The sequence below is a fragment of the Helicobacteraceae bacterium genome (genome assembly GCA_031258155.1).
Taxonomy (GTDB): Bacteria; Campylobacterota; Campylobacteria; order Campylobacterales; family SZUA-545; genus JAIRNH01.
On the sequence record JAIRNH010000035.1, the window covers coordinates 1 to 12,170 of the forward strand.

11 protein-coding genes, 1 other RNA gene and 1 pseudogene are annotated in these 12,170 nt (G+C 51.2%); 9 read left to right on the forward strand and 4 right to left on the reverse strand.

From position 1 onward, the window contains the following. Both LBF86_05010 and ssrA read right to left on the reverse strand, forming a co-directional pair. Positions 1-752: hypothetical protein (locus LBF86_05010; protein MDR0664864.1), on the reverse strand; the 752-nt coding region annotated here is incomplete at its 3' end. A gap of 695 nt (positions 753-1,447) precedes the next feature. Beyond that, positions 1,448-1,799: a transfer-messenger RNA gene (ssrA, locus tag LBF86_05015) on the reverse strand. 569 nt (positions 1,800-2,368) lie between these two features. Between ssrA and LBF86_05020 the strand changes: the two genes are divergently transcribed. The 3 genes and pseudogenes from LBF86_05020 to LBF86_05030 all read left to right on the forward strand — a co-directional run bounded on the left by LBF86_05020 (position 2,369) and on the right by LBF86_05030 (position 4,619). Beyond that, positions 2,369-2,641, forward strand: a complete 273-nt coding sequence (locus LBF86_05020; GenBank protein ID MDR0664865.1) for a hypothetical protein — start codon at positions 2,369-2,371, stop codon at positions 2,639-2,641. 332 nt (positions 2,642-2,973) lie between these two features. Then, positions 2,974-3,327, forward strand: a pseudogene (locus LBF86_05025) (hypothetical protein). A gap of 239 nt (positions 3,328-3,566) precedes the next feature. Beyond that, a complete protein-coding gene (locus LBF86_05030) occupies positions 3,567-4,619 on the forward strand; it encodes an NAD-dependent epimerase (protein ID MDR0664866.1) in 1,053 nt (350 codons plus the stop codon). Between the two features lie 138 nt (positions 4,620-4,757). Here LBF86_05030 and LBF86_05035 read toward each other — a convergent pair whose 3' ends face one another. Then, positions 4,758-5,249: a DUF2603 domain-containing protein gene (locus LBF86_05035; GenBank protein ID MDR0664867.1), complete on the reverse strand. Its 492-nt coding sequence runs from the start codon at positions 5,247-5,249 to the stop codon at positions 4,758-4,760. Positions 5,250-5,305: 56 nt separating this feature from the next. Here LBF86_05035 and ruvB point away from each other — a divergent pair, with 56 nt between their 5' ends. Next, positions 5,306-6,313 (forward strand): Holliday junction branch migration DNA helicase RuvB, encoded by a 1,008-nt coding sequence (gene ruvB / locus LBF86_05040; GenBank protein MDR0664868.1) that lies wholly within the window; start codon positions 5,306-5,308, stop codon positions 6,311-6,313. Between the two features lie 7 nt (positions 6,314-6,320). On the opposite strand, the gene LBF86_05045 is transcribed toward ruvB, so the two are convergent. Beyond that, positions 6,321-7,202, reverse strand: a complete 882-nt coding sequence (locus LBF86_05045) for a hypothetical protein (protein MDR0664869.1) — start codon at positions 7,200-7,202, stop codon at positions 6,321-6,323. A gap of 143 nt (positions 7,203-7,345) precedes the next feature. Here LBF86_05045 and rpmH point away from each other — a divergent pair, with 143 nt between their 5' ends. From rpmH to mnmE, 5 genes are read left to right on the forward strand one after another with little or no spacing between them, the layout of a single operon-like run. Further along, positions 7,346-7,480 carry a 50S ribosomal protein L34 gene (gene rpmH, locus LBF86_05050; GenBank protein ID MDR0664870.1) on the forward strand — a complete coding sequence of 45 codons (135 nt, stop codon included), beginning with the start codon at positions 7,346-7,348 and terminating at the stop codon, positions 7,478-7,480. 27 nt (positions 7,481-7,507) lie between these two features. Further along, positions 7,508-7,819, forward strand: a complete 312-nt coding sequence (gene rnpA / locus LBF86_05055) for a ribonuclease P protein component (GenBank protein MDR0664871.1) — start codon at positions 7,508-7,510, stop codon at positions 7,817-7,819. An 11-nt stretch (positions 7,820-7,830) separates the two neighbouring features. Further along, the gene (yidC, locus tag LBF86_05060; protein MDR0664872.1) at positions 7,831-9,420 is read left to right on the forward strand and encodes a membrane protein insertase YidC; all 1,590 of its coding nucleotides are present in this window, start codon (positions 7,831-7,833) and stop codon (positions 9,418-9,420) included. Further along, entirely contained in the window at positions 9,407-10,393 is a 987-nt protein-coding gene (locus tag LBF86_05065) for a Jag N-terminal domain-containing protein (GenBank protein ID MDR0664873.1), read from the forward strand. Before yidC ends, LBF86_05065 begins: the two co-directional genes overlap by 14 nt. Next, positions 10,365-11,714, forward strand: a complete 1,350-nt coding sequence (mnmE, locus tag LBF86_05070; protein ID MDR0664874.1) for a tRNA uridine-5-carboxymethylaminomethyl(34) synthesis GTPase MnmE — start codon at positions 10,365-10,367, stop codon at positions 11,712-11,714. The genes LBF86_05065 and mnmE overlap by 29 nt, the downstream gene beginning before the upstream one ends. Positions 11,715-12,170: the final 456 nt, after the last annotated feature.

The following is a 12,170-nucleotide window of genomic DNA, read 5'->3' on the forward strand; positions in this document are numbered from 1 at the left end:
AGGGAGTGAAAGCCGCCGACAGATATAGCGACAATGGTTTTAGCGCTTAAACTTGTAACCTCTGTAAAGGTATGGCGATTAGTTTCATGATCGCTATCGCCTAAACCAAGCTGACCAAATCTGTTAGAACCAGCGACATAAACCTTGCCGTCCTTTGATAACGCGAGCGAGTGACGAGCGCCAACGGATAAGGCGATAATGTTTTTGTCGCTTAAATTGGCAACTTCGGTAAAAGTATCGCGATTGTCGTTGTCGCCCAAACCAAGCTGACCATATTTGTTATCCCCCGTAGCGTAAATCTTTCCGTCCTTTGATAACGCGAGCGAGTGATGAGCGCCAACGGATAAGGCGATAATGTTTTTGTCGCTTAAATTGGCAACTTCGGTAAAGACTTTGCGGTCGGTTTTATCGCCTAAACCAAGCTGACCTTTATTATTAAATCCAGTAGCATAAACCTTACCGTCTTTTGATAGCGCGAGAGAGCGAAGATCGCCAGCGGCGATAGCTTTGAATTTAATTTCGCGGTTATCGCTTCCTTTGTCGTCCGAACCTTCGCTATAGGCGTTCAGAGCAAACGCAACAAGCGCGATCGTTAATAGTTTAGTAGAGATAGGAAATAGTTTTTTAAGCGGCGCTAAAGCCGCCAGCTTGCTATCAATTTCGCTGTTCGTCGGCGCTTGGTTTGATAATCCGTGATCGCCAATTGATTTAGTTCTGATTAAACGAATATTTTGCAAAAACGACAATAACACGGCAAACTCCTTCTATGTCGCGGGATAAATATGGATAATAGCCGTCTCCAACTTAAAGCGTTTAGCGAATGTTGGTTTCCGTTAAAAATATCGTTTCAACGCGCGCCTACCGCGCATTAAAACGTTGGCGGCGATTGGCTCGTTGTTTGGCGGTTTTGTCGCGCTCCTTGCGAGCGCGCGGATTTAAGTATCCGCGGTTATCTATGCGATCCGATCAAGGATCGCGGCGTTCTTACGCGATCGCGATCAAAGGCGGCGACGCGATCCCCCGCGATTTTTATATCGATTAACCGCGCGGTAATCAGCGCTACGCTTGCCGATTGAGATCGAAAATATCGACGATAGCGCCAAAGCGGATAACGACGAAATAAGGCGCGCGTATGTCGTTACGGCGCGACGCTTTTTTCGCAAACCTGCGCTGCTGGTTTCCCTTTAAATGTTGCCGAACTTCATTTTCTGAGCCGCCGCAGTTAAACTAGACCTATGCGCGCTAAGCGCCAATAGCGCGTCGGCGTAAAATGTAGATTGATAACGCGGCTTAACTTGCGTGCGCTAAGCGCCAATAGCGTTTGTCTCGCGGCTAGATACGCGCGAACGCTTTTAATTGTCCTGTTTCGCGTTCGCCGATACGCGACGAGTTTTCGCGATCTTTTGCCGGCAGATCAAGCCGTCGCTTAACGAAACTTACGTTTGATTGGTGGAGCCGAGGGGAATCGAACCCCTGTCCGAAAGAGCTAAACCTTAGGCTTCTACATGTTTAGAACCCGTTGATTGTCTTTGTCTTTTGAAGCGCCAACGGGGCAAACCCTCCAAAAAACGCAGGCTAATCTCGACGCAAGTTTGCCAAAGCTCGCCTCAAAGCCGCTAATGTTGAAGGCGTCCTAAATCTCGCGGCGAAACTTAAGAGCCTGTCCATTACGCCGCTAAAGCGTAAGCGGGACGATAATTCGCGTTGTTTGCGTTTATGTTTGCGGGTAGTTTTACGGCTGTTCCCACGCCGACATGCCGCCTAAAACCATACTCTCCCGTCGAAGCCAAGTCAGCCCCAAAGAGAAGGGCGTAATCCTAGCGCGTTCCGACGCGTTTGTCAAGCCTTAAGCGCGTCAAAACATCCAAAATTCGCCGTAAAACGACGCTAACTTCTTTGCGCTTCCAAAAAATCTTGGGGTCGTTTTAGCTGCGGCGCGGCGATCTAAGGGTTTAACAAACAGATCCGCGCCGAACCGGTTGGCGCTCGTTTCCTTCTCTTGGCGCTTGCCCAAGCGCAAAGTTCTTATATATCTTTTATAGCGCTATATATTTTATTTTTGCGTTTTTTCTTCGCGCCGCGCGAAGCCGTTTTGCGATTTTACGGGCGTTTAGTTTTCCAAAATGGTCATAATTATTCAAATTGTCTAAAATATTTATGGACAAATTGGTTGCAATTAACCATATCGTAAAATACAAGCAAGGGGACAATGAAATCCTTGCGGATCAAGACGACGCTTGTTCCGCTTGGCGTTATTTCGGCGGCGCAAACGTCGCGCGTACGTTCGAGCGGCGCTATGTTTTTTTCGGAACCTAGCGCTTTGCGCCCAAGTCGGGAGCGGCTTTGATTACCAACTTAAGCGAAAGCTATGCGCCGCTTTGGATTTGGATCTCCGCAAGTAACGCCAAGCGGCGCATATATTGAAGGCGGGCGCGAGACGATAAACAGTTCGTATGCTTTCGCGGCGATTTCGTCGCTAGCGGGGGACGACAATGCGTCGGCTCGCGCGCATTCGGCGGTAGTTGTGAATTTACGCCAAACGGCGGCTCGGACGTTAAGCGCCGCCCGCAAAATCATTAAAGACGGCGGCGCGGCGAAAGACGAAAGTATGCCGCTGGACAAGCGTTCGCTTCGCGATTAAGCGCTCTTAAAGAGAGTAAAGGGTCATAGTTTCGGCTTCGCGCTTGCGCGCGTTTTTGGCGATCCGATCGGTTTTGGCGCGGACGGCGGCGTTTTGCGAGCGAGCGCCAAATTTTGGAACGCCCGTTGCTTTTGACGGCTTAATAGTTAAAAAAGGAGCCAAAAGCGATGAGTAAGTTTGCCATACGGGCTTTGATAGGCGCGTTCGCCGTAGCGGCGATTGCGGCGGAGCCGGAATATGTCGTGGAAGAGGTAGTTTACGAGCCGTCGGCGACGCAACAGACCGCGCAGCAACAGCCTCTGCCTCGAATCGACGATACGGAAGAGTATCTGATCCCCAATTCGCCGATTTTGCAACCAACCAATATCATCACCGTTAGGGCAATCGGCTTAGGCGTAGCGCCGGAAAGCACAATTTCGCCCGCGCAGGCTCTGGTGTTGGCTAAGAGGGCGGCGATTCTCGACGGCTACAGACAGATTGGCGAAAAGATGTATGGGATCAAAATCAACGCCACGGACACGCTTAAAGACGCGGTGGCTCAAAACTCTACGGTGAGATCGCAAATGTACGCGATTATTCGCAACGCCGAGATTCTAGAAACCGTATTCAAAGACGGGCTTTGCCAAGTTGAAATGGAGGTTAAGCTAGACGGACGTAGGTGGTATCGCGTTTTGTCCGGCTTTTAAGATCGGCATAACCGCTCTCGTCGCTTTAACGTCGCAAGCAAACTTAAATATAAAACGTAGCGCCGCCGCGCGATTGACGAGCGGCGCGGCGTTTTTACGCGAAAACAAATAGCTTCGCAAACGCAAGCCTTCCGATTCAAAACGCGTCGCAATCGCTTTGCGTTCGCCGTCCTTTTGGCTATAATCGCGCCCAAAGCGCAATCGGCGCTAGATTTTGGCAAAGCGGGGCGATTTTACGTATGAAAATTTTAGTTACGGGAACGGCGGGTTTTATAGGTTTTCACGCGGCTTTACGCCTGCTTGATCGAGGCGATACGGTTATCGGACTTGACAATATCAACGACTATTACGATCCGCGCCTCAAATACGGACGTTTAGCCGTTAGCGGCATAGAGCAAAGCGCGATCGAATACGGCAGACTCGCGCAAAGTAAAAAATATGAAAATTACCGCTTTATTAAACTCGATCTAACCGACAAAGACGGGATCGACAAACTTTTCGCGAGAGAGAAATTTGATCGCGTCTGTCATTTGGCGGCGCAAGCCGGCGTGCGCTATAGCCTGACAAACCCGCAAGCCTACGTTTCCGCGAACATTGAAGGAACGCTAAATATATTGGAATCTTGCCGTTTTAATCCGATCGAGCATCTAGCTTACGCCTCTAGCAGTTCGGTTTACGGACTAAACAAGGCTATGCCGTTTAACGCCTCTAGCCCCGCCGATCACCAAATCAGTCTTTACGCCGCCAGCAAAAAAAGTTGCGAGGCGATGGCGCACGTCTATTCTCATCTTTTTGGCGTTAAAGCGACGGGGCTACGGTTTTTCACGGTTTACGGACCGTGGGGGCGACCGGATATGGCGCTGTTTATTTTTGTTAAGTCGATTTTGGAAGACAAGCCGATCGACGTTTTTAATAACGGCGATATGAAACGCGATTTTACCTATATCGACGATATTGTAGAGGGGGTTGTTCGCGTGATCGATACGCCAGCCGCGATCGATCCGAGTTTTGATCCTATCAATCCGGACTGCGCAACCTCTTGCGCTCCTCACAGAATCTACAACATAGGGCGCGGATCGCCCGCCTCTTTAATCGATTTTATAGAAGCGATTGAAAACGCGCTCGGCAAAAAGGCGATCAAAAATTATATGCCTATGCAAGCCGGCGACGTTCCCGCGACCTTTGCGGATACGACCGCTCTGGAACGCGACCTAGATTATAAACCGAGCGTTTTGATACAAAGCGGCGTCGATCGCTTTGTCAAATGGTATCGAGAGTTTTACGAGGTTTGACGAGATTGCGGCAAAACGTGATCGCGCGGCGGCGCGGATTTGTTTAGGCTTAACGCGCGCGATCGCGGCTTATTAAAGCCTATAGCCACGCCGTAAGACGATAGGTCGATGTCGCTCGAAGGCGAACAAAGCGCTTGATTACTCGCCGTTTGGACGTTCCAATATATCCTCTTTGATGTGATAAAATAAATTAGGATGTTCTTTGCGAATTCGTTCTATAAGCCGTTCAATATCCACTTCCAAAATGCGCGAATCGCGATTTTTCGCGAGTCTGCCCTCAAGCTCGCCGATAGCCACCGCCCATACGTCGCCAAAATCTACGGGTAGATTGCGCCATATCGCCTTTTCCAGCTTTAGGCTAAAGTTTTCGCTGGAGACGCCGTGCAGCGATTGCATAAACCGCAAAAACGACTCTATATTTGTAAGCGCGTGTATCTTTCCGCTCTCGTCAACAATAAACCACGGTTTATTCGGACTCCATTCGCCGCTTATAAGTTCGAGCGTTTTTTTGTTCGGATCGTCGGTGTCCCTAAGCCTAAGAACCGTTCTGCCGCCTTGCGCGAGATCGAGCGACTGCGCGATCTCGTCAATCTGCTTTTGCACCGCCTTAGCGAGCGTCGGCTCCTTCATAACGTTCCTTTCTAACCTATTTGCTAAAATAATGCCAAACAAGGGCTGAAAGCATTATGGAACGTATCGTAGAGATTGAAAAGATCGCGTTTGACAGCGCGGAAGACGCTAGTCTGCGTCCAAGCGGGTGGGACGACTATATCGGGCAAAAAACGATTAAAAATAATCTGCGCGTTTTTATCGACGCGGCGAAAAAACGCAAGGAACCGATTGATCATACTCTGTTTTTTGGACCTCCCGGACTTGGCAAAACTACGTTAGCGTATCTCATCGCCCGCGAAATGGGCGCCAATATCAAGACGACCGCGGGTCCGATGATAGAAAAAAGCGGCGATCTGGCGGCGATACTGACCAATCTAAGCGAGGGCGATATTCTTTTTATCGACGAAATCCACCGCCTTAGCCATACGATCGAGGAGACGCTTTATCCCGCTATGGAGGATTACCGCCTAGACATCATTATAGGAAGCGGACCAGCCGCGCAAACGGTGAAAATCGATCTGCCGCGTTTTACGCTAATCGGCGCGACGACAAGAGCGGGCATGATCAGCGCCCCCTTGCGCGATCGTTTTGGCGCGCACTTTAGAATGCAGTTTTACAACGCGCTCGAGCTTGCGCAGATCGTCGTTCGCGCGGCAAACAAACTGGGCAAGCCGATTGAAAAAAACGCCGCGGAGGAGATAGCGCGCCGCAGTCGCGGAACGCCGAGAATCGCGCTTCGTTTATTGCGCCGCGTGCGCGATTACGCGGAAGTAGAGGGCGAAACGACGATCGCTCTTAACCGCGCTAAAACCGCGCTGGACGCTTTGGGGGTAAACGAATACGGCTTCGACGAGCTCGATTTGCGCCTGCTGGCGTTATTGGTCGAGGCGCGAGGCAGGGCGATCGGATTAAGCTCTCTTGGCGCGGCGCTAAGCGAGGACGGAGCTACGATCGAAGAGATGATCGAGCCGTATCTGCTGGCAAACGGCTATCTGGAGCGCACGGCAAAAGGGCGCGTAGCCACAATCAAAAGCTACGAGGCGCTAAAACTCTCCGCGCCAACCCAAGCGGCGCTTTTTTGAGCGCCGCTTAATCCAAACGAACGCTCGTCGTTTCTACGGCGCTGTAAATATGGCGATCCAAAAATCGCGCTAGCTCGGCAAACCCTAGTTTAGCCTCGTTCGCTGCGAGCGGCGCAAACGGCGACAAACTAAAAACCGCGATAAGAAAACCGCGCGAGCCGCGATCGGAGACGGTCGCTCGCGCCTCGACGCGGATCGTTTGATTCGCGTCGATTCGCGTCTTCTTTAGCGCGTATTCGCCAAACTCGTTCATATAAATCAACTTCAAATACCCGCTTTCGTCGGAGACGATCGCCGCCTCGCCGTTAGCGTTTAACGATAGTTTCAGAGCAAGATTCTGGCTAATGTCAAAAAGCTGCGTCAGATCGGGTTGATTCCACGCGATCGACCTGTTTTCGTCGCCAATCGCGTAGCGATCGCCCTCTTGGACAATAGAAAAATCAACGGTATAGCCCGCCGCTTTGTTAAGCGCTTTGGCGAAAGGCGATCGGAAAATAAACCCGTCGTCGTTCGCGCGACGTTTGGGCGTTTTTATTTTCTCTAAAAAACGAATCTCGATCGGACGGCGATCTAGCCTAGCCGCGGCGAAATATCCTTGCCCTTGGCGCTCTAGCCTTATAATCTCCGCCCCCGTTAATTCGGCGCTCGTTTCGCGGTTTAAAACGCGCTCGGCGTTTTTCATAACCGTCCCTTTGACCTTGATTTCCGATACCTCGACGACGGCTATTTGATCGCCAATATCCTTAATCGCGAAGCGGCGCGCCTCCTCCGGCGACGTATCCGCGCCGTAACCGATCGCTTCGTATGGTTTTGCGCTCAGTTTGTTATACCAAGCGGGATTGGCTAACGCCGCGATCGTCAAAAGCGTAAAAATAACGGCTGTTTTCATAGGAGGCATTTTACAACGTTTCTCTGTTTTTTCGCCGAAAAACGCGGGGAAGGATTGCTTGGACGCAACCGTTTCCTGCGATATTTAAGCGGTTGCTGGATAGACTTGCGCGTCTTTATTAAACTTTTTAATAGGAGTAACTATTGAAACCAACCTATAATCCGTCTAAACGAAAGCGGGCGAATACGCATGGTTTTAGAGTTCGCATGGCGACGAAAAGCGGCAGACTTTTAATCAACCGTAGGAGAGCGAAGGGTCGCAAACGGCTAGGCGCGTAGCTAAAAATCGCGATGGTTTTTACGCGCATGAAAAATCCGCGGGCTTTTAACGCTCTATTCAAGCAAGGCAGAAGTTTTCACGCCGAAGCGTTTGTCTGTTTTTTTCAAAACGCCGACGACGCCGAAGCGGGTTTCGTGGCTTCAAAAAAAGTAGGCAACGCCGTAAAGCGCAACTACGCCCGTCGTCGCCTCCGCGAAATTTTTCGCGCCGAAACGGACGTCCTGCCAAAAGGTCGTTACGCGCTTGTCGCGAAAAAACCTATAGCGGCGATCCGCTTCGGCGCGTTGCAAGAGCAGTTTAGCCGCGTCGTCAGACAGATTTCACGCAAAAACGAATAAAGGTTTAACTCTTGTTAGAAAAATTAAGTCCTACCGCGCGAATGCTTATATTTGTGGCGATCGCGTTCGCGTTTATGTCTCTATACGAGCGGTATTTTATACAGCCGCAGTCGGTCGCGGCGCGCCAAAACGCGCAAAATACGCAAATCGGCGACGCGAACGACGCGCCAAACATATCGACGACCGAGGAGGAGGCGCAAGAGGCGCCCGTTTCCGCGCAACCGAGCGATCGCGCGCTGGTCAAAGTAACTACCGCGATCGGCGAACTTATGATCGACGAGCTTGGCAGAGTCTCGCAGGCGACGCTAAGCGGCAGCGTTTTTAAGGGCGCCGACAGCGAACAAACCGCCCTGTTTAACCCGAAAAACACGCGCCCGCTTGAAATTCGTTTTTCTGATCGCGCCGTCAACGAGGAGGCTTTTAAAACGAGTTATTCCGCCTCGTCGAGCGCGATCGACGCGAGCGCGAGCGCGGCGGAATTGAATCTCACGCAACGTTTAAGCGATATAACGATCGTTAAGGCGCTAACGTTTTATCCCGACGGGCGCTACGATCTAAACGTCAAACTAAGCCGCGCGGCGGAATACTTTATCACGACCGGTTCTCGCCCCGACGCGGCGAGCGATCCGATGACCGTGCAAGGCGCGCTTGTCCATACGCAAAACGACACGGTCGAAACGATCGAAGACGGCGAAGCGACGGGCGCTCAAAGTTTTAGCGGCGCGAGAATGGTCAGCTCGTTTGATCGCTACTACGCGAGCCTGTTTTACAACTACGAAAACGGATTTGATGTAGCGATCGGCAGGGTCGCGGATAACGCGCCGTTAGCGTTCGCCAAACCAAAATCAAGCGGCGATTTTTTTATAAGCGGTTATATCGGACCGAAATACGTCGATAAGCTCCGCGCTATCCATCCGCAGCTTACCGCCGCGGTGGAATACGGGTTTTTTACTTTTCTCTCAAAACCGCTATTCGTCGCGCTAGAGTGGATCTACTCTCTTGTTCCCAACTGGGGCTGGGCGATCGTGATTTTCACCGTGCTGGTCAAAATCGTCCTCTTTCCGCTAAGCTATAAGGGCATGGTCAGCATGTCCAAGCTAAAAGATTTGGCGCCTAAGATGAAGGAGCTTCAAGCGAAATATAAAGACGATAAACAGAAACTGCAAACGCATATGATGGAGCTATATAAAAAGCACGGCGCAAACCCGCTTGGCGGCTGCTTGCCGCTATTGCTGCAAATCCCAATCTTTTTTGCGATCTATCGCGTGCTGTTAAACGCGATAGAGCTTAAAGGCGCGCAGTGGCTCTACGTCGGCGATCTCTCTATGAAAGATCCGTTTTTTATCCTGCCGCTGCTTATGGGCGCGACGATGTGGTTTCAACAGCGTATTACGCCGAGCAACTTTACCGATCCGATGCAAGAGAAGCTCTTCCGCTGGCTACCGGTTATCTTTACCGTGTTTTTCCTATTCTTTCCGGCGGGGCTTGTCTTGTATTGGTTAGTAAACAATATCATTTCCATTGGACAGCAGTGGCTTGTAAATAAAAAAATGCAAACTGCTAAAGCTGCTAGGAAGGCGATCGCCGATGAAAAGAATTGAAGCGCCTACTTTAGAGGAAGCATACACGCTCGCTAGTATGGAGTTTGGTTGCTCTATAGCCGATCTAGACTTTGAAGTCGCGCGGCAACCAAGCCCCGGCGTTTTTGGGCTGTTCAGAAAAACGGCGATCGTATATGCGGCGAAAAAAGAGCGTCTGGCGGCGGTCGTTAGCGCGCCGATCGTCGCGGAATTGCGGCAGAGCGCCGAAGCGGTTATAACGCCCGCGAAAACGATAACGCCGCAGGAGCCTAAAACGCCGATAAGCGCCGAACGCAAAATCAAAACCGATCGCTTTGAAAGACCGACGCTTAAACCAAGCGTAGCCGATAGCATTATCGACAAGGCGTTTTCGGACAACGACGCGACGAGCGTTAAGGAGATAAGAAAAGAGCGTCCAAAACCCGTTTCCGTCCGCGCGGCGAAGATTCTCTCCGATCGCAGCGAAAGTTTTGGATCGCTCGATAGCTCGATTGAGAAGATCCGCCAGAAATCACAAGATCACAAGATCGTCTGCAAAGAGATAGAGGAGACTTTGCGTTCGTTGTTCGATCACACCTGCTACAAGATCGACGTAATTGAAGCGTCGGCGATCGACTCTAATACGATCCGAGTTTTTTTTGACGGCGACGACGCGGCGCTGTTAATAGGCAAAGACGGCTATCGCTATAAGGCGTTAAGTTATATTCTGTTTAACTGGATCAACCCGACTTACGGCTATCTTTTGCGGCTTGAAATCGCGGAGTTTTTGCAAAACCAAGAGGAGATGATAGCTCGCTATTTGGAACCTGTGATCTCGCAGATTGAACAAAACGGCAAGGGACAGACGAGGATATTGGACGGCGTGTTGGTTCAGATCGCGCTCAAAGAGCTTCGTTCGCGTTTTCCGGAAAAATACGTGGGCATAAGAACCTCGCAAGACGGCGAAGGCAAATACGTAGTCGTCAATGATTTCATACGCAAATACGAGCGCTGAAACGATCGTCGCGCCCGCCACGACGCTTGGGCGCGGGGCGATCGCTATCGCGCGTTTAAGCGGCGCGAGGGCGTTGGAGTTCGCGCTCAAAGTCACAAAGAGAGAGAGTCTAACGCCTAGATACGCGCACCTAGCGTATCTATACGACGCGAACGATCAGCCCATAGATCGCGCGATCGTTATATATTTCAAAGCGCCAAAAAGTTACACGGGCGAAGAGCTTGTAGAGTTTCAGACGCACGGCGGCGAAGCGGCGATCAACGCCCTGATCGAAACGCTTACGGCGTTAGGCGCGGTTTTGGCTAGGGTAGGCGAGTTTAGCTTGAGAGCCGTGCGAAACGGCAAAATGAGCGTTGACGAAGCCGAAGCCGCCGCCGCCTACGCAGGCGCCCGCGCCGGCAAAGCCGCCAATCTGTTGGCGAGACATCTTAAAGGCGATTTGGGGCGATTTGCGCAAGAGATTAGATCGCGGCTTTTACGATTGAAGGCTTACGCCGAGACCTCGATCGACTACGCCGAAGAAGATCTCGGCGACGTTAAAGCCGCCATGCTAAACCAACTAAACGAGCTTGAGCGGCTACTTTCCTCGACGATCGCGGCAAGCGTTCGGCGAAAATCTATTTTGCGCGGTTTTGAAGTCGCCATTATCGGCAAACCAAACGTCGGCAAAAGCTCGCTTTTGAACGCGCTCTTAGGCGAAGCGCGCGCGATCGTAAGCGATCAAGCCGGCACGACGCGCGATCTTGTCGGCGAGGATTTGCGAATCGGCGAACATATCGTTAGGATACTAGACACGGCGGGGTTGCGGCGCGGCAAAAACGAGATTGAGTCGATCGGGATCGAATACGCCAAAAACGCGGCGAAAAAGGCGGATTTAATCGTCGCGCTGTTTGACGGCTCGAAAGCGCTTGACGAGAACGACGAGGCGGTTCTGGCGTTGATTAACGATCGCGCGGCAATCGCGGCGATAAATAAAAGCGATTTGGAGCAAAAGATCGATATATCGCGTTTTGCGCCGTATGAGAGCGTAACGCTTAGCGCGAAAGAAAATATCTCCCCGCTACTAAATGCGTTGCAGACTTTGCTAGATCGTCAAATTGGCGGCGAAGAGACGACGTTAATTTCTCGGCGGCAGATCGACTTAACGGCAAACGCAAATGCCGCTATGATTCATGCTAGAACGCATCTCGAAAACGGCGAGTTGGAGTTGTTTAGCTACCGCGCGCAAGAGGCGCTCGGTTTTATCGGCGAGCTTACGCGACCGCCTGAATACGGCGAGCTACTGGACGCTATGTTTGGCGAATTTTGTCTAGGCAAATAGTTTTAACGGAACCGGTTTCAGCCTCCCCCCCTCCCTTCAAACTGCGTAACTTGCCCGACGAATTACAAAATCTAAAGAGCGGTTTCAACCCACGCGCTCGCAACGATCGCGACGACCTTGTATGTTGTAGGCACGACGCACGACGCGTTTCAACCCACGTGCTCGCAAGGAACGCGAGGGGGCATATACGAGCCTTTCTTTAAGGGTTTCAACCCACGCGCTCGCAAGGAGCGCGACATTTTGTCTTGGGGCGCAATCTTGATGGAAATCGGTTTCAACCCACGCGCTCGCAAGGAGCGCGACTCCAATGTCTTACACCTATTACGTCCAGCAAATCGTTTCAACCCACGCGCTCGCAAGGAGCGCGACAAACTTGCTTTGAAAAATTAACTTTGCGATTTGATATTTTAATTTACGTTTTACGGCGCGCTAAACATGTCCTAATCAATCTCGCCT

What these genes read in the sequence shown, in the direction of transcription:
- LBF86_05020 (MDR0664865.1), top strand. Translation starts at nt 2,369, where the DNA reads ATGCGCCGCTTTGGATTTGGATCTCCGCAAGTAACGCCAAGCGGCGCA.
- LBF86_05030 (MDR0664866.1), top strand. Translation starts at nt 3,567, where the DNA reads ATGAAAATTTTAGTTACGGGAACGGCGGGTTTTATAGGTTTTCACGCG.
- LBF86_05035 (MDR0664867.1), bottom strand. Translation starts at nt 5,249, where the DNA reads ATGAAGGAGCCGACGCTCGCTAAGGCGGTGCAAAAGCAGATTGACGAG.
- ruvB (MDR0664868.1), top strand. Translation starts at nt 5,306, where the DNA reads ATGGAACGTATCGTAGAGATTGAAAAGATCGCGTTTGACAGCGCGGAA.
- LBF86_05045 (MDR0664869.1), bottom strand. Translation starts at nt 7,202, where the DNA reads ATGAAAACAGCCGTTATTTTTACGCTTTTGACGATCGCGGCGTTAGCC.
- rnpA (MDR0664871.1), top strand. Translation starts at nt 7,508, where the DNA reads ATGAAAAATCCGCGGGCTTTTAACGCTCTATTCAAGCAAGGCAGAAGT.
- LBF86_05065 (MDR0664873.1), top strand. Translation starts at nt 9,407, where the DNA reads ATGAAAAGAATTGAAGCGCCTACTTTAGAGGAAGCATACACGCTCGCT.
- mnmE (MDR0664874.1), top strand. Translation starts at nt 10,365, where the DNA reads ATGATTTCATACGCAAATACGAGCGCTGAAACGATCGTCGCGCCCGCC.